The following is a 20,058-nucleotide window of genomic DNA, read 5'->3' as shown; positions in this document are numbered from 1 at the left end:
AATTCGCTCACTTTAGCACAGCCCAAGGCCGCACGAAGAGGCACATTGCCATAAGCCACCAGCCGCTCTAGAACGGCACTTACAAGGCATGACACGGGAAGACGCAAGGGCGTGTTCCTGCCCCACCCTGGGGCAGGTTGTCGCAGAGACCTTTTGTCCGACAATGCGCACGGGCCGGCCGGGCTCCGGGCGTTGGAAAAGTGATAAGCTCGCGCACCATGAAAAAGCCCATCTCCCGCCCCATCGTCCTCTGTCTTTCCGGCCACGACCCCAGTGGCGGCGCCGGTCTCCAGGCGGACATCGAAGCCCTGATCGCCCAGGGTTGCCATGCCGCCCCTGCCGTGACCGCCCTCACCGTGCAGGACACCGTCAACGTTTCCGACTTCCGCGTGCTCGACCGCGAGTGGGTGCTGGCCCAGGCCCATGCGGTGATCGCCGACCTGCCGGTCTCCGCCGTCAAGCTGGGCATGCTTGGCTCGGTGGAAATGGTCGAGACGGTCCTGGAAATCATGCAGTCCCTGCCGGGCGTGCCGCTGGTCTGCGACCCGGTGCTGCGCGCGGGCGGCGGTGGCGCCCTGGGCAAGGACGAAGTCGGCTTCGCCATGCGCGAGCGCCTGCTGCCGGTCGCCACCCTGGCCACCCCCAACCTGCCGGAAGCACGCATCCTCGCCGAACTGCCCGAAGGCACCGCCGACCAGTGCGCCGAGAAGCTGTTGCCGTTCGTCCGCCACCTGCTGATCACCGGCGGCCATGGCGACGAGACCGAAGTGCACAACCGCCTTTATTCCCGCGATGGCAGCCAGCACACCTTCACCTGCCAGCGCCTGCCGGGCAGCTATCACGGCTCCGGCTGCACCCTGGCCAGCACCCTCGCCGGCCGCCTGGCCCTCGGCCAGGACCTGGTCAGCGCCGTGGAAACCGCCCTCGATTACACCTGGCGCACCCTGCGTGACGCTGAGCAGCCCGGCCAGGGCCAGTTCGTGCCGCGCCGCCTGCCACTGGACTTCTGCTCATGAAGCTGCGCGGTCTCTATGCCATCACCGACAGCGCCCTGCTCGCCGACGGCCGCTTGCTGCCCTACGTCGAGGCAGCGCTCAAGGGCGGCGCCCGACTGCTGCAGTACCGCGACAAATCCGGTGACGATGCCCGCCGCCTGCGCGAAGCCGACGCCCTGCGCGAGCTGTGCGCGCGCCACGGTGCGCAGTTGATCATCAATGACGATGCCGAACTGGCCGCGCGCCTGAGCGTCGGCGTGCACCTGGGCCAGGGCGACGGCTCCCTCGCCGCCGCCCGCGCCCTGCTCGGCCGCAACGCCATCATCGGCGGCACCTGCCACGCCAACCTGGAATTCGCCGAGGCCGCGGTGCGCGAAGGCGCCAGCTACATCGCCTTCGGTCGCTTCTTCAACTCCAACACCAAGCCCGGCGCCCCTGCCGCCACGCCCGAGCTGCTGGACGAAGCCAAACGCCGCTTCGCCCTGCCGCTGGTGGCCATTGGCGGCGTGACCCAGGACAACGCCCCCGAGCTGATCGCCCGTGGCGCCGACCTGATCGCCGTGATCCACGCCCTGTTCGCCGCCGACAGCCCCGCCGAAGTGGAGCGCCGCGCGCGCGCCTTCAGCGCCCTGTTCGATCCGGCCTGAGCCCCGTACACCCGTTTTCAGAGAGAGCCTGACATGTCCCGTTCCGAAACCCTGTTCGCCAACGCCCAGAAACACATCCCCGGTGGCGTCAACTCGCCGGTCCGCGCCTTCAAGAGCGTCGGCGGCACGCCGCTGTTCTTCAAGCACGCTGCGGGCGCCTACGTAACGGACGAGGACGACAAGCGCTACGTGGACTACGTCGGCTCCTGGGGCCCGATGATCCTCGGCCACAGCCACCCCGACGTGCTCGACGCCGTGCGCCGCCAGCTGGAGCACGGCCTCTCCTACGGTGCCCCGACCGCCATGGAAACCGAGATGGCCGACCTGGTCTGCTCCCTGGTGCCGTCCATGGAGATGGTGCGCATGGTCAGCTCCGGCACCGAGGCGACCATGAGCGCCATCCGCCTGGCCCGTGGCTACACCGGCCGCGACAGCATCATCAAGTTCGAAGGCTGCTACCACGGCCACTCCGACAGCCTGCTGGTGAAGGCCGGCTCCGGCCTGCTGACCCAGGGCGTGCCAAGCTCCGCCGGCGTGCCCGCAGCCTTCGCCAAGCACACCCTGACGCTGCCCTTCAACGACATCGACGCCGTCGAGAAGATGCTCGGCGAAGTGGGCCAGGACGTGGCCTGCATCATCGTCGAGCCGGTGGCCGGCAACATGAACTGCGTCCCCCCGGCCCCGGGCTTCCTCGAAGGCCTGCGCCGCCTGTGCGACCAGCACGGCGTGGTGCTGATCTTCGACGAGGTGATGACCGGCTTCCGCGTCGCCCTCGGCGGTGCCCAGGGCTACTACGGCGTGACGCCGGACCTGTCCACCTTCGGCAAGATCGTCGGTGGCGGCATGCCCGTGGGCTGCTTCGGCGGCAAGCGCGAAATCATGTCGCAGATCGCTCCGCTGGGCCCGGTCTACCAGGCCGGCACCCTCTCGGGTAACCCGCTTGCCATGGCCGCCGGCCTGACCACCCTGAAGCTGATCAGCCGCCCCGGCTTCCACGCCGAGCTGAGCGACTACACCAGCCGCATGCTCGACGGCCTGCAACAGCGTGCCGATGCCGCCGGCATTCCCTTCGTCACCACCCAGGCGGGCGGCATGTTCGGCCTCTACTTCAGCGGCGCCGACGACATCGTCACCTTCGACGACGTGATGGCCAGCGACGCCGAGCGCTTCAAGCGCTTCTTCCACCTGATGCTGCAGGGTGGCGTGTACCTGGCGCCCAGCGCTTTCGAGGCCGGCTTCACCTCCATCGCCCACGGCAATGCCGAGCTGGCCATCACCCTGGACGCCGCCGAGCGCGCGTTCGCCGAGCTGAAAAAGGCCTGACCGGCTTTACGCGGACGTTGCATCCGGGAGCCGCGCCTACGGGCCAGCGCCCGGATGCAAGGAAATCCGCGCAAAGACTTTGTAAGAAGCGCCTTGCTTATTTCATAATGTGACGGTCGGCGCGTTTCGCCGGCCGGGCCCGTCGCCCGCACTGCTTTTCGAGGCGCTGTGATTTCATGAACCGCACCGGCCGCATCCTGACCCTGGGCAGCCTGTTGCTCCTCTCTCCACTGCTGGCCGAAGCCGGCGGTAACTCCCTGCTGATCTCGGCCACCGGGCGCTGCAGCCTGAATACGCAACCCGAAGACCAGCAGGAAGCCCTCTCCAACTGCCAGCAGGCCGCCAAGGCCGGCGACACCGAGGCGCAGTACGAGCTGGGCGAGTTCTACTACGACGGCAAGCGCACCCCCCGCGACCTGCACCAGGCGCTCAACTGGTTCGAGCAAGCCTCCCTGAAGGGCAACGCCCAGGCGCAGTTCCGCCTCGGCAACATGTTCTTCCGGGGTGAGGGCGTGCCAGCCAGCAACGTGCAGGCCTATATCGTGCTGAAGATGGCCGCGGTGAACGGCTCGGACGAGGCGATGGACACCGCCGACATGGTCTCCGGCCAGATGCGCGCCGACGAACTCGAGATCGCCACCCAGGTGCTGGGGCAGATCTTCCGCAACTACCTGATCGAACTGCAGACCGCCGACGGCGGCTCGCCTTTCTCGCCGTTGCCTTAGCGGCTGCGCCGCAGCGGCGAGCGGCGAGCGGCGAGCGGCGCAGCCTGAGGGCTCGACGGATATCGTCACCCCCCCCGGCTTATCTGTTTCGGAACCTGGATGTAGGGTGGACCACGCTTTACCGGTCCACCATTTCGGAGTGATGCCGAGCATCGGCAGCATGGGTTTCGCTACGCTCTACCCATCCTACGCACTAGCAGCTACGCCGCAGCTCCAAGCTGAGATGCTTTTACTTGAAGCTTGCCGCTTGCAACTTTTAGCTGCTCTTATCCGGCATCGGCATCGGGAACGGCATGACGTTGCCGGTGACCTTGGCTTCGCTGATCTTCGGGGTGCCGAGGCGTTCGACCTCGTCGATGCGGATGATGGCGTGCATGGGTACGAAGCTGCGCACCACGCCTTCGAACTGGGCCTTGAGCTTTTCTTCGCTGGGGTCGACCACCACCTGGGTGCGCTCGCCGAAGACGAATTCCTCTACCTCCAGAAAGCCCCACAGATCGCTCTGGTAGATCTGCTTGGCGTACATCTCGTACACCTGGCCCTGGTTGAGGAAGATCACCTTGTAGATCGGGTCGCGCTTGGTCATGGAGGAGGCGGCAGGAGGGGGAAGTTCGAGGGGCGCGAAGCATAGCACGGCTCCGGACGGCGGACGCTAGGAAGCCAGGCGCCTGCCGACTATAATGCGCGGTTCTTCGAACCACCCGACGAACGTGCATGGCCAAGAAGCTTTACATCGAGACCCACGGTTGCCAGATGAACGAGTACGACTCCTCGCGCATGGTCGACCTGCTGGGCGAACACCAGGCGCTGGAAGTGACCGAGCGCGCCGAAGACGCCGATGTCATCCTGCTCAACACCTGCTCCATCCGCGAAAAGGCGCAGGACAAGGTGTTCTCGCAACTGGGCCGCTGGCGTGACCTGAAGCAGCAGAACCCGCAGCTGGTGATCGGCGTCGGTGGTTGCGTGGCCAGCCAGGAAGGGGCGGCGATACGTGATCGTGCCCCTTATGTCGACGTGGTCTTCGGCCCGCAGACCCTGCACCGCCTGCCGGAGATGATCGACGCGGCACGCAGCACCCGCGTGCCCCAGGTGGACATCAGCTTCCCCGAGATCGAGAAGTTCGACCGCCTCCCCGAGCCCCGCGTCGACGGCCCCAGCGCCTTCGTCTCGGTGATGGAAGGCTGCAGCAAGTACTGCACCTTCTGCGTCGTGCCCTACACCCGTGGCGAGGAAGTCAGCCGCCCCTTCGACGACGTGCTCGCCGAGGTGATCCACCTCGCCGACAACGGCGTGCGCGAAATCACCCTGCTCGGGCAGAACGTCAACGGCTACCGGGGCACCACCCATGACGGCCGCATCGCCGACTTCGCCGAGCTGATCCGCGTGGTCGCCGCCGTCGATGGCATCGACCGCCTGCGCTACACCACCTCTCACCCGCTGGAATTCTCCGATGCGCTGATCCAGGCCCACGCCGAGGTGCCCGAACTGGTGAAGTTCGTCCACCTGCCGGTGCAGGCGGGCTCCGACCGCGTGCTCGCGGCGATGAAACGCAACCACACCGCATTGGAATACAAGTCGCGCGTGCGCAAGCTGAAGGCGGCAGTGCCGGATATCTGCATCAGCTCCGACTTCATCGTCGGCTTCCCCGGCGAGACCGAGAAGGACTTCGAAGCCACCATGAAGTTGGTGGAAGACGTCGGCTTCGACTTCTCCTTCTCCTTCATCTATAGCTCGCGCCCCGGCACCCCCGCTGCCGACCTGGTGGACGACACCCCGGACGAGGTCAAGAAGCAGCGCCTGATGATCCTCCAGGGCCGCATCCACCAGCAGGGCTTCGAGATCAGCCGACGGATGGTCGGCAGCACCCAGCGCATCCTGGTCAGCGATTTTTCCAAGAAGGACCCGGGCATGCTCCAGGGCCGCACCGAGAACAACCGCATCGTCAACTTCCGCAGTGCCAACCCGCGGCTGATCGGCCAGTTCGTCGACGTCCACATCGACGACGCCCTGCCCCACTCCCTGCGCGGCACCCTGATCAACGAGACCCTGCACTGAATTCCGAGATGCCCGAGCTTTCACAGTCGGGCACCTGGGTTTATTCTTCCTTTCCTATCCCTGCCGTTCGGCGGCCACATACAGACGACATTGAACGCACCCCTGGATTTGCACCGCTTCACCCTGGAACCCTTTGAAGCCCGTCGCTTCGCCAACCTTTGCGGCCAATTCGACGAGCACCTGCGGCTGATCGAACAGCGCATGGCCATCGAGATACGCAACCGCGGCAACCAGTTCGAACTGGTTGGCGACGCCCAGCGTACCCAGGCCACGGAAAACCTCCTGCGCCGCCTCTACCGTGAAACCGAAGCCAGCGAGCTATCGCCGGACATGGTCCACCTGTTCCTCCAGGAAACCGGCATGGAGCAGCTGGCCAGCCCCGCCAAGGTCGACACCAGCGTCGCCCTGCGCACCCGCAAGGGCATGATCCGCCCGCGCGGCGCCAACCAGCAGCGCTACGTCAAATCGATCCTCGACCACGACATCAACTTCGGCATCGGCCCGGCCGGCACCGGCAAGACCTACCTCGCCGTCGCCTGCGCCGTGGACGCTCTGGAGCGTGAACAGGTCCGCCGCATCCTGCTGGTGCGCCCGGCGGTCGAGGCCGGCGAGAAGCTCGGCTTCCTGCCCGGCGACCTGTCGCAGAAGATCGACCCCTACCTGCGCCCGCTCTACGACGCCCTGTACGAGATGCTCGGCTTCGAGCAGGTGGCCAAGCTGATCGAGAAGCAGGTCATCGAGGTCGCCCCGCTCGCCTACATGCGCGGCCGCACCCTTAACAACAGCTTCATCATTCTCGACGAGAGTCAGAACACCACCCTCGAGCAGATGAAGATGTTCCTCACCCGTATCGGTTTCGGCTCAACGGCCGTGATCACCGGCGACATCACCCAAGTCGACCTGCCGCGCGGCACCCGCTCCGGCCTGACCCACGTGATCGATGTGCTGCGTGACGTACCGGGCATCGCCTTCACCCACTTCAAGTCCCAGGACGTGGTCCGCCACCCGCTGGTGCAGCGCATCGTCGAAGCCTATGACCGCTACGACAACCGCAACCAGCCCAAGCCCAAGCCTGCCGACAACGACCCGGGTGCGATCGACGCCGATGCTTGAACTCGACCTGCAACTGGCCAGTGAAGCCCCCGGGCTGCCCGGCGAAGCCGACTTCCGCCGCTGGTGCGAACTGGCCCTGCGCCAGCGCAGTGCCGACTCGGAGCTGACCATCCGCCTGGTAGACGAGCCCGAGGGCCGCGAGCTGAACAACACCTGGCGGCACAAGGACTACGCCACCAACGTACTGTCCTTCCCCGCCGACGTGCCCGACGAGTTGCTGGATATTCCGCTGCTCGGCGACCTGGTGATCTGCGCCCCGGTGGTGGCCCGCGAGGCCGCTGAACAGGGCAAGGCCCTGGACGCCCACTGGGCGCACCTGGTGATTCATGGCTGCCTGCATCTTCTCGGTTACGACCACATCGAAGATGAAGAAGCCGAAGAAATGGAAGCGCTGGAACGGGAATTGCTGGCTGAACTGGGCCACCCCGATCCCTACCGCGATGACGAATAAGAAGGCACCGAGCAAGGACATATGAGCGAAGATCGATCGAGCAACGGGCACAGGTCCTGGCTGGAAAAGCTGACCCAGGCCTTTGCCCATGAGCCGAAGAACCGCCAGGAGCTGCTGGAGCTCCTGCGTGAAGCGCACCAGAACAAGCTGCTGGACAGCGAAGCCCTGTCGATCGTCGAAGGTGCAATTCAGGTCGCCGACCTGCAGGTACGCGACATCATGGTGCCGCGCTCGCAGATGATCAGCATCAAGGCCAACCAGAGCCCGAAGGAATTCCTTCCGGCGATCATCGACGCCGCGCACTCGCGCTACCCGGTGATCGGCGAGGGCCTGGATGACGTGATGGGCATCCTCCTGGCCAAGGACCTGCTGCCGCTGATCCTCCAGGACCCGGAGCGCCCCTTCGCCATCAAGGACATGCTGCGCCCGGCGACCTTCGTCCCCGAGTCCAAGCGCCTCAACGTCCTGCTCAAGGAATTCCGCGCCAACCACAACCACATGGCCGTGGTCATCGACGAATACGGCGGCGTCGCCGGCCTGGTGACCATCGAGGACGTGCTGGAGCAGATCGTCGGCGACATCGAGGACGAGCACGATGTCGAGGAAGACAGCTACATCAAGCCGCTGCCCAGCGGCGACTTCATCGTCAAGGCACTGACCCCGGTAGACGCCTTCAACGAATTCTTCGAAACCGATTTCTCGGAAGACGAATTCGACACCGTCGGCGGCCTGGTGATGGGCGCCTTCGGCCACCTGCCCAAGCGCAACGAAGTCACCCAGATCGGCGATTTCCGCTTCCGCGTGCTCAACGCCGACAGCCGCCGCCTGCACCTGCTGCGCCTCAGTCCGCTGTCCCGCTGAGACCACGCCGCGCCCCGCTTCACGGCGCGGGCGCGGCCCGGCTAGACTGCGCCGCGACGAACTCCCCGGGCGCGACCGCGCCACCAAGCCCAAGGACTGTGCATGAACTGGATCACCCGCCCCGGCTGGCCGGGCAACCTGCTGGCTCTGGCGGCCGGCGCGCTCACCCCGCTCGCCCTCGCGCCCTTCGATATCTGGCCACTCTCGCTGCTGTCCCTGGCGCTGTTCTACCTCGGCCTGCGCGACCTGGCGCCCAAGGCGGCCTTCATCCGCGGCTGGTGCTACGGCTTCGGCCTGTTCATAGCCGGCACCAGCTGGATCTACGTCAGCATCCATGACTACGGCGCCGCCTCGGTGCCGCTGGCGGCCTTCCTCACCGGTGGCTTCAGCGCCGGCGTCGCGCTGTTCTTCGCCCTGCCCGCCATCGTCTGGGCGCGCTGGTTCCGCCGCAGCGAAGCGCCCCTGGCCGACGCCCTGGCCTTCGCCGCCCTATGGCTGGCCCAGGAGGCCCTCCGCGGCTGGTTCCTCACCGGCTTCCCCTGGCTCTACGCCGGCTACAGCCAGCTCGACGCGCCCCTGGCCGGGCTCGCCCCGGTGGGCGGCATGTGGCTGGTGTCCTTCGTCCTCGCGCTGACCGCCGCCCTGCTGGTCAACCTGGTGCGCCTGCGCACACGCCCAGGCTTCCTCGCTGCCGGCCTGGTGCTGCTGGTCGCCCCCTGGATCGCCGGCCAGGCCCTGAAAGGCCACGCCTGGACCAAACCCGCCGGCGAGCCACTGAAGGTCGCCGCACTGCAGGGCAACGTCGAACAGAACATGAAGTGGGATCCGGAACAGCTCAACGCGCAGCTGGCGCTGTACCGCGACATGACCTTCAGCGCCGAGAAGGCCGACCTGATCATCTGGCCGGAAACCGCCGTGCCGGTGCTCAAGGAATACGCCGACGGCTTCCTCTCGGTGATGAACCGCTTCGCCCATGATCGCCAGGCCACCCTGATCACCGGGGTGCCGATCCGCCAGCTCAATGAGCGCGGTGAAAAGCGTTACTACAACGGCATCACCGTGGTCGGTGAAGGTGAAGGCACCTACCTCAAGCAGAAGCTGGTGCCCTTCGGCGAGTACGTCCCCCTGCAGGACGTACTGCGCGGCCTGATCGCCTTCTTCGACCTGCCCATGTCGGACTTCGCCCGGGGCCCGGCCGACCAGCAGCCGCTGCTGGCCAAGGGGTACCGCATCGCACCCTTCATCTGCTACGAAGTGGTCTACCCCGAGTTCGCCGCCGGCCTGTCGGCCAACAGCGAACTGCTGCTGACGGTGAGCAACGACACCTGGTTCGGCACCTCCATCGGCCCGCTGCAACACCTGCAGATGGCCCAGATGCGCGCCCTGGAGGCCGGCCGCTGGATGATCCGCGCCACCAACAACGGCGTCACCGCGCTGATCGACCCTTTCGGCCAGATCACCGAAAGCATCCCGCAGTTCCAGAAGGCCACCCTGTATGGCGAGGTGGTGCCGATGCAGGAGCTGACGCCCTACCTGAAATGGCGTGCCTGGCCGCTGGTGATCCTCTGCGGCCTGCTGTTCGGCTGGGCCCTGCTGGCCAGCCGCATCGCCAAGACCGTCTGACCCCGCGCCCCGGCGCCACCGTAGCCCGGGCTTCAGCCCGGGACGCGCGGAAGCTCAGCGATAGACCAGCGGATAGGCGATCAGCCCGATCCACTCGTTGAGCAGCATGCCGCTCCTCCACACCGCCGGCGCCTCGGGCAGCCAGCCGCCGAAGGGTTGCGAGACCGGCACCCCGTAGGCGCCCATGGGCGCCGTCACCACCTCCAGCCCCACCTGCTCGAAGCACCAGCGCGCCCGTTGCATATGGAAGGCCTGGGTCACCAATACGACCTTGTCGATACCCTCGGCCTTGAGGATGCGCGCGCTTTCCACGGCATTTTCCCAGGTGGTGCGGCTGGTCCCTTCCTGCCAGCGCACGGGCACGCCGAGCTCCTGCTCCAGGGTCCTGGCCATGATCGCCGCCTCGCTGGGCGGGGTGCCGTAGTGCAGGCCGCCGGAGGTCAGCACCGGCAGACCGCTGGCCTTGGCCAGGAACGCTGCATAGCGCACCCGCTCCATGGCCAGGAGGCTGGGCTGGTCTTCGCCCCAGGCGGGGTCGCCACGCATGCGCCCGGCACCGAGCACAACGATGGCCTGGGCACGCCCGGCCAGGCCGCTCCACTCATCCCGGGTCAAGGGCGCTTCGGTCTCCAGTGCCCGTGCCGACCACTCGACCACCACCGGCAGGCTCATCGCCCACAAGCCGCCGAAGCCCAGCACGAAGCAGCACAGCGCCAGGCGCGGGCTGCGCCGACGCAGCCACCAGCCGGCCAGCAGAAGCAGCAACAGGCCACCAGGCGGCAGCAGCAATTGTTTGAAGAAATAGCGAATGGGCATCGAGCACCTCCAAAGGTGCGCGAAGCCTAACGGGGATTACCGGTACGGAAAAGCTGCGAACCGCAGGTGGGGCAGGCCTGCACACCCTGGCCACGCTGCCAGCTGGCAGCCGCACCACAAAGTGCGCAAACCAGTTGCTGGCGCCGCTTGAACAGGGGTTTGGCGACACGTGGCGAGGGCGTGGGCGCCTTGGCGGCGGTGCGAGTGACCTTGGATTTGGCCGGCTGCTGCTCGATCAACGCCAGCTCTTCGGCGGCCGCATGCCATCCACGCAGCCAGTGCAGGTCGTTGTCGAGGTAGGCGCGGATCAGTTCGAGCTCGGCGGGGGTCAGTCCCTTGAGCTCCAGCTCGCGGGGGTGTTCGTCACGCAGGCGGACGGCGGTGTCGGCTTCATCCAGGGCGAGCGCCAGGCGATGCAGCAATCGCTCGTAGAGCCCGCCCGCCGATTCCGCCCGCCGCAAATCGCCCATCTACCACCACCTCGTTACCGCATCCGACTTTTACAAAGCTAATGAATAGCTTAGCGCCAGGTGCCGAACCGGCAGGCTGCCGCGACAAACGGTGGGCCGCGCCCGGGCGGCGGACAATCAGGGTTTCCCTCAGCCGAGGGGGGTCATGTATGCTACGGCGCTCGAATTTCCTTTTCAGATCAGGCCTACCGAATCCGGGACAGCAGCGGATCTGAATGCCCATTTCTCAGCGCAAGTAGCCATGCACGAAAACTACCAGCCCCGCGAAATCGAAGCCGCCGCGCAATCCCACTGGGATTCGCAGAAATCCTTTGTAGTCAGCGAACAGCCCGGCAAGGACACCTTCTATTGCCTGTCGATGTTCCCCTACCCGAGCGGCAAGCTACACATGGGGCACGTGCGCAACTACACCATCGGCGACGTGATCGCCCGCTACCAGCGCATGCAGGGCAAGAACGTCCTGCAGCCCATGGGTTGGGACGCCTTCGGCATGCCGGCGGAAAACGCCGCCATGAAGAACAACGTCGCCCCTGCCAAGTGGACCTACGAAAACATCGACTATATGAAGACCCAGCTGAAAAGCCTGGGCCTGGCGATCGACTGGTCCCGCGAGGTCACCACCTGCAAGCCGGATTACTACCGCTGGGAACAGTGGCTGTTCACCCGCCTGTTCGAGAAAGGCGTCATCTACCGCAAGAACGGCACCGTCAACTGGGACCCGGTGGACCAGACCGTACTGGCCAACGAGCAGGTCATCGACGGCCGTGGCTGGCGTTCGGGCGCTCTGATCGAGAAGCGCGAAATCCCGATGTACTACTTCAAGATCACCGCTTACGCCGATGAGCTGCTGAGCAGCCTGGACGACCTGGATGGCTGGCCCGAGCAGGTCAAGACCATGCAGCGCAACTGGATCGGCAAGTCCCGCGGTATGGAAGTGAGCTTCCCCTACGACGCGGCCAGCATCGGCCAGGCCGGGGTAATGAAGGTCTTCACCACCCGCCCGGACACCCTGATGGGGGCCACCTACGTGGCCGTGGCCGCCGAGCACCCGCTGGCCGCCATCGCCCTGCAGAAGCTGCCGGCCGACAAGGCTGCCGAGTTGCAGGCCTTCATCGATGAATGCAAGCGTGGCGGCGTTGCCGAAGCCGACATCGCCACCCAGGAAAAGAAAGGCCTGCCGACCGGCCTGTTCGTCGAGCACCCGCTGACCGGCGAGAAGCTGCCGGTGTGGGTCGCCAACTACGTCCTGATGAACTACGGCGAAGGCGCGGTGATGGCCGTGCCCGCCCACGACGAGCGCGACTTCGAATTCGCCGCCAAGTACGCCCTGCCGGTGAAAGCCGTGGTGCGCACCAGCGCCGGCGACGAAACCCCGGCGCCCTGGCAGCCCGCCTATGGCGAGCATGGCCAGCTGATCAACTCCGGCGAGTTCGACGGCCTGGACTTCCCGGGTGCCTTCGACGCCATCGAAGTTGCCCTGCAGAAGAAATCCCTCGGCCAGGCGCGCACCCAGTTCCGCCTGCGCGACTGGGGTATCAGCCGCCAGCGCTACTGGGGCTGCCCGATCCCGATCATCCATTGCCCGAGCTGCGGCGACGTGCCGGTCCCCGAGGACCAGCTGCCCGTCGTCCTGCCCGAGGACGTGGTGCCGGACGGCGCCGGTTCGCCGCTGGCCAAGATGCCCGAGTTCTATGAGTGCAGCTGCCCGAAATGCGGCACCGCGGCCAAGCGCGAAACCGACACCATGGACACCTTCGTGGAAAGCTCCTGGTACTTCGCCCGCTACGCCTCGCCCCATTACGACAAAGGCATGGTCGACCCGGCCGCCGCCAACCACTGGCTGCCGGTTGACCAGTACATCGGCGGTATCGAACACGCCATCCTGCACCTGCTCTACGCGCGCTTCTTCCACAAGCTGATGCGTGACGAAGGCCTGGTCAGCTCCAACGAGCCGTTCAAGAACCTGCTCACCCAGGGCATGGTGATCGCCGACACCTACTACCGCACCACCGAGAACGGCGGCAAGGACTGGTTCAACCCGGCCGACGTCGAAGTCGAGCGTGACGCCAAGGCCAAGGTCATCGGCGCCCGGCTGAAGACCGACGGCCTGCCGGTGGAAATCGGCGGCACCGAGAAAATGTCCAAGTCGAAGAACAACGGCGTGGACCCGCAAGCCATGATCGACGCCTACGGTGCCGACACCTGCCGCCTGTTCATGATGTTCGCCTCGCCGCCGGACATGAGCCTGGAATGGTCCGACTCCGGTGTCGAAGGTGCGAGCCGCTTCCTGCGCCGTGTCTGGCGCCTGGGCCAGGCCCACGTCAACGCCGGCCTGCCGGGCAGCCTCGACGCCGCCGCCCTGAGCGACACGCAGAAAGAAGTACGCCGTGCCATCCACCTGGCCATCAAGCAGGCCAGCCAGGATGTCGGCCAGCACCACAAGTTCAACACCGCCATCGCCGCCGTGATGACCCTGATGAACGTGCTGGAGAAAGCCGCCCAGGAAACCGCCCAGGACCGCGCCCTGCTGCAGGAAGGCCTGGAAACCGTCGCCCTGCTGCTGGCCCCCATCACCCCGCACATCAGCCATGAGCTGTGGCGCGAACTGGGCCACGCCGACGCGATCATCGATGCCACCTGGCCGAAGGTCGACGAAAGCGCCCTGGTGCAGGACACCCTGCAACTGGTGGTTCAGGTCAACGGCAAGCTGCGCGGCCAGATCGAAGTACCGGCCGACGCCAGCCGCGAGGCCGTCGAGGCCACCGCGCGGGAAAACGAGAACGTGCTGCGCTTCACCGAGGGCCTGACGATCCGCAAGGTCATCGTGGTGCCGGGCAAGCTGGTCAACATAGTCGCCAACTGATTGAGCCCGGGGCCGCGTGTGGAGCGCGGCCCCGGTACGTTCGCCAAGGGGAAAACAAAGATGAAGAAACGGAATCTGCTGGTCGTGGGTCTGGCCGTGATGCTCAGTGCCTGCGGCTTTCAGCTGCGCGGTACCGGCGACACCCGGTTCGCCCTGAAGGAAATCGACGTCACCGGCCGCAACACCTACGGCGAGACCGTGAAGCAGGTACGCGAGCTGCTGGAGAACAGCAACGTCAACGTCCACGCCGGCGCGCCCTACACCCTGGTCCTTTCCCGCGAGAAGGAAGACCAGCGCACCGCCACCTACACCGGCTCCGCGCGCAGCGCCGAGTACGAGATGAGCTACACCGTCGACTACGAGATCCGCGGCAACAACGACCTGCTGCTGCTCAGCGATCGCATGGACGTGCAGCGCTACTACACCCACGACAGCAACAACCTGATCGGCTCCTCCCAGGAGTCCACCCAGCTGCGTGAGGAAATGCGCCGCGAAGTGGTGCAGCAACTGGCCATGCGCCTGCAGCTGATCACCCCCGAGCGTCTGGACCAGCTGCAGGCAGAAGCCGAAGCCAAGGCCAAGGCGGAAGCCGAAGCCCTGGAGGCCGAGCGCCGCGCCGACGAGGCCAAGCCGCAGCAGTCTCCGCTGCAACTGCCCATCCAGTAAGGTGCACGGGGCCGCTACTGCGGCCCCGGTCATTTCCCGCCCATGAAGCTCAACGCCGCCCAACTCAGCAAGCACCTGCAAGGCACCCTCGCCCCTGTCTACGTCGTCAGTGGCGACGAGCCGCTACTGTGCCAGGAAGCCTGCGACGCCATCCGCATGGCCTGCCGCGAGCGCGACTTCAACGAGCGCCAGGTCTTCAACGTCGAGACCAGCTTCGACTGGGGTCAACTGCATGAGGCCGGAGCCAGCCTCTCGCTGTTCGCCGACAGGCGCCTGCTCGAGCTGCGCATCCCCAATGGCAAGCCCGGGGACAAGGGCGCCGCCGCCCTGCTCGAATACCTCTCGCGCCCGCCGGAAGACACACTGCTGCTGGTGAGCCTGCCCAAGCTGGACGGCAGCACCCAGAAGACCAAATGGGCCAAGGCGCTGATCGACGGCCCCAATGCCCAGTTCCTGCAGATCTGGCCGGTGGACGCCCACCAGTTGCCGCAATGGATACGCCAGCGCCTGGCCCAGGCCGGCCTCGCCGCCAACCAGGAAGCGGTGGACCTGATCGCCGCCCGCGTGGAAGGCAACCTGCTGGCCGCCGCCCAGGAAATCGAAAAGCTCAAGCTGCTCGCCGAAGGCGGCCAGATCGACGCCGCCACCGTGCAGGCCGCCGTTGCCGACAGCGCCCGCTTCGACGTCTTCGGGCTGATCGATGCCGCACTCAATGGCGAAGCCGCCCACACCCTGCGCACCCTCGAAGGCCTGCGTGGCGAAGGCGTGGAAACCCCGGTGATCCTCTGGGCCCTGGCCCGCGAGCTGCGCCAGCTGGCCGGCATCGCCCAGCAATACAGCCAGGGCGTACCGCTGGAAAAGGCCTTCGCTTCCGCCCGCCCGCCGGTCTGGGACAAACGCCGCCCGCTGGTCAGTCGTGCCCTGCAACGCCACCCTGCCTCGCGCTGGAACCAGCTGCTCAGCGATGCCCAGCGCATCGATGCGCAGATCAAGGGCCAGGCCGCAGGCGACCCCTGGATCGGCCTCGCGCACCTCGCACTCAGCCTCGCCGGCCAGCGCCTGCCCATCCCCGCCGCCTGACACTGGACATCGCCTGCACTCGGGCGCAAGATGCGCGCGCCTGCAACCCCGTAGGCGCCCAGTGGAGAGTCGGCCATGGCCAAGCAGCGCAAGAAACCCAACAAGGCGAAAAGCATCATCGCCCAGCCCCTGTTCCGCAGCCGCCAGGAACAGCCGGCAAAAGGCAAAGGCAGCTACCGCCGCGAAGCCTCCCGTAACTGGGAGGCTTCTTCGCTTCTGGCCGCCTGAAAAGGGCCATCCGTGTTAAGGTCGCGGCTTGTTTTTACAGCTGTCGAGACCGCCCCATGCTCCTCGCCCCCGTACCCGGCCTGATCCTCCGCAGCCTGGCAGTGGCTACCACCCTCGCAGTCCTCAGCGCCTGCGCCGACACCCCGAACAACGCCGCCCCCCTGGCCAGCGCGCCCGTCCAGCCCGCCTCCACCTCCGCACAAACCACCGTGCAGCAGCTCGCGCCCGACGTCCTGCCCGACGAGACCTTCGAGCAATGGCGTGATCGTTTCCGCCAGGAAGCACTGGCGGCCGGCATCCGCGCCACCATTTTCGACCAGGCCTTCCAGGGCGTCGAACCGGACCCCGCCGTGGTCAAGGCCGACCAGAGCCAGCCCGAATTCACCCGCCCGGTCTGGGAGTACCTGGAAGGCGCCATGTCGCCTTACCGCGTCCGCAAGGGCCAGGCCCTGCTGGCGGAACACGCACGGATACTGGACGCCATCGAGCAACGCTACGCCGTCGACCGCCAGACCCTGGTCGCCGTCTGGGGCATGGAAAGCAGCTTCGGCCAGTTCATGGGCGACAAGTCGGTGATCCGCTCCCTCGCCACCCTGGCCTACGAAGGCCGACGCCCGGCCTTCGCCCACGCCCAACTGATCGCCGCGCTGCAGATCATCCAGCACGGCGACATCAAGCCCGCCGGCATGCGTGGCTCCTGGGCCGGCGCCATGGGCCAGACCCAGTTCATCCCCACCACCTACAACACCCACGCCGTGGACTTCGACGGCGACGGTCGCCGCGATATCTGGAACTCCACTGCCGACGCCCTGGCCTCCACCGCCCACTACCTGCAGGCCTCCGGCTGGCAGAAGGGCAAACCCTGGGGCGCTGAAGTGCGGCTGCCCGCCGGCTTCGACTACGCCCAGGCCGACACCGAGATCCGCAAGACGGTGGCCGAGTGGCAGGCCCTCGGGGTCAAATCCCCCCTGCCCGCCTCGCTGGCGCAGGAGCGGGGCTACCTGCTGCTGCCGGCCGGCTATCGCGGCCCGGCCTTCCTGGTGCTGGACAACTTCCGCGCCATCCTCAAGTACAACAACTCCTCGTCCTACGCCCTGGCCATCGGCCTGCTGTCCCAGCGCTTCGACGGCCAGGGGCTGATCGCCGGCACCTGGCCCAAGGGCGACAAGCCCCTGAGCCGCACCGAGCGCATCGAGCTGCAGGAAGCCCTGGCCAGCAACGGCTACAGCCCGGGCGCCGCCGACGGCATCATCGGCGCCAACACCCGCAAGGCGATCCGTGGTTACCAGCAGCGCCTGGGCTGGCCAGCCGATGGCTACCCCAACCAGGAACTGCTCGGCGAACTGCGCAAGGTACGCTGAGCCCCGCCTTCGCCCGGCCACCGGCCTCTCCTGCGGGAAGGCCGGTGGCCGAGGCTGACCGTCTGGTCATTTGTCTCCAGGTGGCTGCCAGCCTGTATCCACCTTTGTGATAAACTGCGCCACCCCCTTTTTTTGTTTCACGATGACTCCAGCCCGGTAGTTCGCTGGACTGCGACGTAGCCCGATACAACAGGTTTATCAATAGCTTACGCGCGTCCATCATATGCCGGTGCTTTCTGAAACTTGACCCGGTTCTCCCTCGCGCCGCTCCTATCTGGCTCCTGGAATCCGGGTCGTTCCAAGGAGTCATCATGGCAAAGATCAAGCTCACCAAGACCGCCGTAGAGTCGGCGCAACCCCAGGCGAAGGACATCGAACTACGGGATACCGTCGTGCCCGGCTTCCTTTGCAAGATTACCCCGACGGGACGCCGGGTGTTCATGCTCCAGTACCGCACGAACTCTGGCCAGCCCCGCAAGCCCTCGCTGGGACTCTACGGGGAGCTAACCGTCGAACAGGCGCGGGTCAAAGCGCAGGACTGGCTGGCCGAGGTTCGCCGGGGTGGTGATCCCGGCGGTGCCAAGGCCGAGGCGCGCAAGGCGCCCACGATGGCCGAGTTGTGCAAAAAGTTCATGGAGGACTACTCCAAGAAGCGCAACAAGGTCAGCACGCAGGACGGCTACCAGGGCGTCATCGACCGCAACATCATCCCGCTGCTGGGCCGCAAGAAGGTGCATGACGTGAAGCGGCCCGACATTGCGGGGCTCATGGAAAAGCTGGCCTACAAGCCGACCGAGGCCAACAAGACCTTCGGCGTGCTGCGCAAGATGTTCAACTTGGCCGAAGTCTGGGGCTTCCGCCCGGACGGTACGAATCCGTGCCGCCACGTCCCGATGTACCCGCCGGGCAAGGAAACCCGGCTCATCGTGGACGAGGAAATGGTGCGGATCTTCCGCCAGTTGGAGAAACTGGAGGCGGAGGGGCTGGAGAACTACGTCATCCCGTTGGCGATCCGGCTGCAATTCGAGTTTGCGGCGCGGCGCTCCGAAATCTGCCCGCTCGAATGGAGCTGGCTGGACTTCGAGAACCGGCGCGTGGTGTGGCCCGACAGCAAGGTTGGCGGCATTTCCAAGCCCATGAGCGAGGAAGCCTATCGGCTGCTTTCGACGGCGCCGCGTCTGGAAGGCTGCCCTTACGTCCTGCCGTCGCCGAACGACCCGGCCAAGCACCTGACCTTTGGCGAGCACTATGGCGGCTGGTGCCGGACGCTCAAGGCCGCCAGCGTGCCGCACGTAGGCACGCACGGCATCCGTCATCGCTCGACCACCGACATTGCCAATTCCGGTGTGCCGACCAAAGTGGGAATGAAGCTGACGGGCCACAAGACCGTGGCGATGTTCATGCACTACGTCCACACCGAGGACAAGCCGGTGCGCGAGGCGGCCGAGCTGGTGGCCAGCCGCCGCCAAGCCATCACGGGCGCGCGGCAGCTTGCGGAGGCGGTGGCATGAACGGGCGCCGGCCATCAGCAGCATCGCTCGCAGCGCCCGCGGCGCTGCTGGGCGACATTCGGGCACTGATCGAGGCGGCGCGCAAGCGCGCCGCCTCGACGGTGAATAGCGAGCTTACGATGCTCTACTGGCGCATCGGCCAACGCATCCACACGCAGGTCTTGGACAGGCGCCGGGGCGCCTACGGCAAGGAAGTTCTGCCCACCTTGGCTGCGCAGTTGGTGGAGGAGTACGGCAGCAGCTTTGCAGAGCAGAACTTGCGCCGCATGGTGCAGTTCGCCGCCACCTTCCCCGACGAGCGAATTCTCGTATCACTGATACGAGAATTGAGCTGGACGCACTTCATCGCCCTGATGCCGCTGAAAGACCCGCTCCAGCGGGACTACTACGCACAGATGGCCAGCACCCAACGCTGGAGCGTGCGGACGCTGCGCGAGCGTATCGACTCGATGCTGTACGAGCGCACGGCGCTTTCCCAAAAGCCGGAAGAAACCATAGCGCAGGAGTTGGCGACCCTGCGCGATGCGCAGCGCATGTCGCCGGCCCTGGTCATGCGCGACCCGTACATCCTCGACTTCCTGGGCCTGCGGGACACTTGGCAGGAAGGCGACTTGGAAGCGGCGATCATCCGTGAAATGGAGTCCTTCCTGCTGGAGCTGGGCGCGGGCTTCTCATTCGTCGCCCGGCAGAAGCGCATTCCGATCGACGACGAGGATTTCCACCTTGACCTTCTGTTCTACAACCGCAAGCTGCGGCGGCTGGTTGCGGTGGAGTTGAAGGTAGGTGACTTCAAGGCGGCCTACAAAGGGCAGATGGAGCTTTACCTTCGGTGGCTAGACAAGCACGAACGGGAGCCGGAGGAAGCCTCGCCGCTCGGGATCATCCTTTGCACCGGCAAGAAGCGCGAGCAGATCGAATTGCTGGAGCTGGACAAGTCCGGCATCCACGTTGCCGAGTATCTGACCGCCTTGCCGCCGAGGGGCGTGCTGGTGGAGCGGCTGCAACAGGCAACGCAACGGGCGCAGTTGCAAATCGAGCAGCGCAAGACGGACAACGAGTAGTCCTGTCCCAAGCAGTCGGGCGTCCCGGCGTGCCGCCGTCGCGCTGTCGTGCTGCGCATCGAGCTTCGCTGCGCGAGTCTCGCCCCTGTCGGGCTTCCATCACTGACGCCTCCGTCCCGGCTCGTTGATCCGGGCCTGCGCGCTCCGCTTGCCAAAAATCGACTCTGTGCAGTGGGCGGGTGTGGGCGGTCTTGCTGTTCCCTTCACCG

At 66.2% G+C, this 20,058-nt stretch carries 19 protein-coding genes; 16 read left to right on the top strand and 3 right to left on the bottom strand.

Annotated features, from left to right (window positions below; translation table 11 throughout):
- Positions 1–218 precede the first annotated feature (218 nt).
- The 4 genes from ACXI0U_RS01190 (at position 219) to ACXI0U_RS01175 (ending at position 3,690) form a co-directional block, all read left to right on the top strand.
- Positions 219–1,016, top strand: coding sequence for a hydroxymethylpyrimidine/phosphomethylpyrimidine kinase (locus tag ACXI0U_RS01190; RefSeq protein WP_021222004.1), 798 nt, complete (start codon positions 219–221; stop codon positions 1,014–1,016).
- Positions 1,013–1,642 carry a thiamine phosphate synthase gene (gene thiE, locus ACXI0U_RS01185; protein WP_431483392.1) on the top strand — a complete coding sequence of 210 codons (630 nt, stop codon included), beginning with the start codon at positions 1,013–1,015 and terminating at the stop codon, positions 1,640–1,642. Before ACXI0U_RS01190 ends, thiE begins: the two co-directional genes overlap by 4 nt.
- A gap of 33 nt (positions 1,643–1,675) precedes the next feature.
- Positions 1,676–2,965 (top strand): glutamate-1-semialdehyde 2,1-aminomutase, encoded by a 1,290-nt coding sequence (gene hemL, locus ACXI0U_RS01180; RefSeq protein WP_184489642.1) that lies wholly within the window; start codon positions 1,676–1,678, stop codon positions 2,963–2,965.
- A 176-nt stretch (positions 2,966–3,141) separates the two neighbouring features.
- Positions 3,142–3,690 carry a tetratricopeptide repeat protein gene (locus ACXI0U_RS01175; protein ID WP_021222007.1) on the top strand — a complete coding sequence of 183 codons (549 nt, stop codon included), beginning with the start codon at positions 3,142–3,144 and terminating at the stop codon, positions 3,688–3,690.
- A 256-nt stretch (positions 3,691–3,946) separates the two neighbouring features.
- Here ACXI0U_RS01175 and ACXI0U_RS01170 read toward each other — a convergent pair whose 3' ends face one another.
- A complete protein-coding gene (locus ACXI0U_RS01170) occupies positions 3,947–4,276 on the bottom strand; it encodes a DUF1820 family protein (protein ID WP_021222008.1) in 330 nt (109 codons plus the stop codon).
- A gap of 128 nt (positions 4,277–4,404) precedes the next feature.
- Between ACXI0U_RS01170 and miaB the strand changes: the two genes are divergently transcribed.
- The 5 genes from miaB (at position 4,405) to lnt (ending at position 9,793) form a co-directional block, all read left to right on the top strand.
- Positions 4,405–5,745, top strand: a complete 1,341-nt coding sequence (miaB, locus tag ACXI0U_RS01165) for a tRNA (N6-isopentenyl adenosine(37)-C2)-methylthiotransferase MiaB (protein ID WP_043244993.1) — start codon at positions 4,405–4,407, stop codon at positions 5,743–5,745.
- 90 nt (positions 5,746–5,835) lie between these two features.
- The gene (locus tag ACXI0U_RS01160; protein WP_037022330.1) at positions 5,836–6,858 is read left to right on the top strand and encodes a PhoH family protein; all 1,023 of its coding nucleotides are present in this window, start codon (positions 5,836–5,838) and stop codon (positions 6,856–6,858) included.
- On the top strand, positions 6,851–7,309 hold the full coding sequence (gene ybeY, locus ACXI0U_RS01155; RefSeq protein ID WP_021222011.1) for an rRNA maturation RNase YbeY: 459 nt from the start codon (positions 6,851–6,853) through the stop codon (positions 7,307–7,309). The genes ACXI0U_RS01160 and ybeY overlap by 8 nt, the downstream gene beginning before the upstream one ends.
- Positions 7,310–7,330: 21 nt before the next feature.
- Positions 7,331–8,170, top strand: coding sequence for an HlyC/CorC family transporter (locus ACXI0U_RS01150; RefSeq protein WP_021222012.1), 840 nt, complete (start codon positions 7,331–7,333; stop codon positions 8,168–8,170).
- Positions 8,171–8,272: 102 nt separating this feature from the next.
- A complete protein-coding gene (gene lnt, locus ACXI0U_RS01145) occupies positions 8,273–9,793 on the top strand; it encodes an apolipoprotein N-acyltransferase (protein WP_479549612.1) in 1,521 nt (506 codons plus the stop codon).
- Positions 9,794–9,847: 54 nt separating this feature from the next.
- On the opposite strand, the gene ACXI0U_RS01140 is transcribed toward lnt, so the two are convergent.
- Positions 9,848–10,609: a YdcF family protein gene (locus ACXI0U_RS01140; protein ID WP_043244991.1), complete on the bottom strand. Its 762-nt coding sequence runs from the start codon at positions 10,607–10,609 to the stop codon at positions 9,848–9,850.
- A gap of 26 nt (positions 10,610–10,635) precedes the next feature.
- A complete protein-coding gene (locus tag ACXI0U_RS01135) occupies positions 10,636–11,079 on the bottom strand; it encodes a hypothetical protein (protein WP_021222015.1) in 444 nt (147 codons plus the stop codon).
- 241 nt (positions 11,080–11,320) lie between these two features.
- Here ACXI0U_RS01135 and leuS point away from each other — a divergent pair, with 241 nt between their 5' ends.
- The 7 genes from leuS to ACXI0U_RS01100 all read left to right on the top strand — a co-directional run bounded on the left by leuS (position 11,321) and on the right by ACXI0U_RS01100 (position 19,849).
- Positions 11,321–13,942: a leucine--tRNA ligase gene (leuS, locus tag ACXI0U_RS01130; RefSeq protein WP_271659964.1), complete on the top strand. Its 2,622-nt coding sequence runs from the start codon at positions 11,321–11,323 to the stop codon at positions 13,940–13,942.
- Between the two features lie 60 nt (positions 13,943–14,002).
- Positions 14,003–14,608: an LPS-assembly lipoprotein LptE gene (locus ACXI0U_RS01125; protein WP_021221478.1), complete on the top strand. Its 606-nt coding sequence runs from the start codon at positions 14,003–14,005 to the stop codon at positions 14,606–14,608.
- Positions 14,609–14,650: 42 nt separating this feature from the next.
- Positions 14,651–15,688: a DNA polymerase III subunit delta gene (holA, locus tag ACXI0U_RS01120; protein ID WP_021221479.1), complete on the top strand. Its 1,038-nt coding sequence runs from the start codon at positions 14,651–14,653 to the stop codon at positions 15,686–15,688.
- Positions 15,689–15,763: 75 nt separating this feature from the next.
- Positions 15,764–15,916: an alternative ribosome rescue factor ArfA gene (gene arfA / locus ACXI0U_RS01115; RefSeq protein ID WP_021221480.1), complete on the top strand. Its 153-nt coding sequence runs from the start codon at positions 15,764–15,766 to the stop codon at positions 15,914–15,916.
- Positions 15,917–15,972: 56 nt separating this feature from the next.
- Positions 15,973–17,277 carry a lytic murein transglycosylase gene (locus tag ACXI0U_RS01110; RefSeq protein WP_479549611.1) on the top strand — a complete coding sequence of 435 codons (1,305 nt, stop codon included), beginning with the start codon at positions 15,973–15,975 and terminating at the stop codon, positions 17,275–17,277.
- A gap of 311 nt (positions 17,278–17,588) precedes the next feature.
- Complete coding sequence (locus ACXI0U_RS01105) at positions 17,589–18,788, top strand: tyrosine-type recombinase/integrase (protein ID WP_014603550.1); 1,200 nt, start codon at positions 17,589–17,591, stop codon at positions 18,786–18,788.
- On the top strand, positions 18,785–19,849 hold the full coding sequence (locus ACXI0U_RS01100; protein WP_016487843.1) for a PDDEXK nuclease domain-containing protein: 1,065 nt from the start codon (positions 18,785–18,787) through the stop codon (positions 19,847–19,849). The genes ACXI0U_RS01105 and ACXI0U_RS01100 overlap by 4 nt, the downstream gene beginning before the upstream one ends.
- Positions 19,850–20,058 lie beyond the last annotated feature (209 nt).

Source organism: Pseudomonas sp. C9D1 (assembly GCF_056491235.1).
The sequence above is the reverse complement of the archived record's forward strand: the minus strand, read 5'-3'. Positions and strand labels throughout refer to the sequence as shown.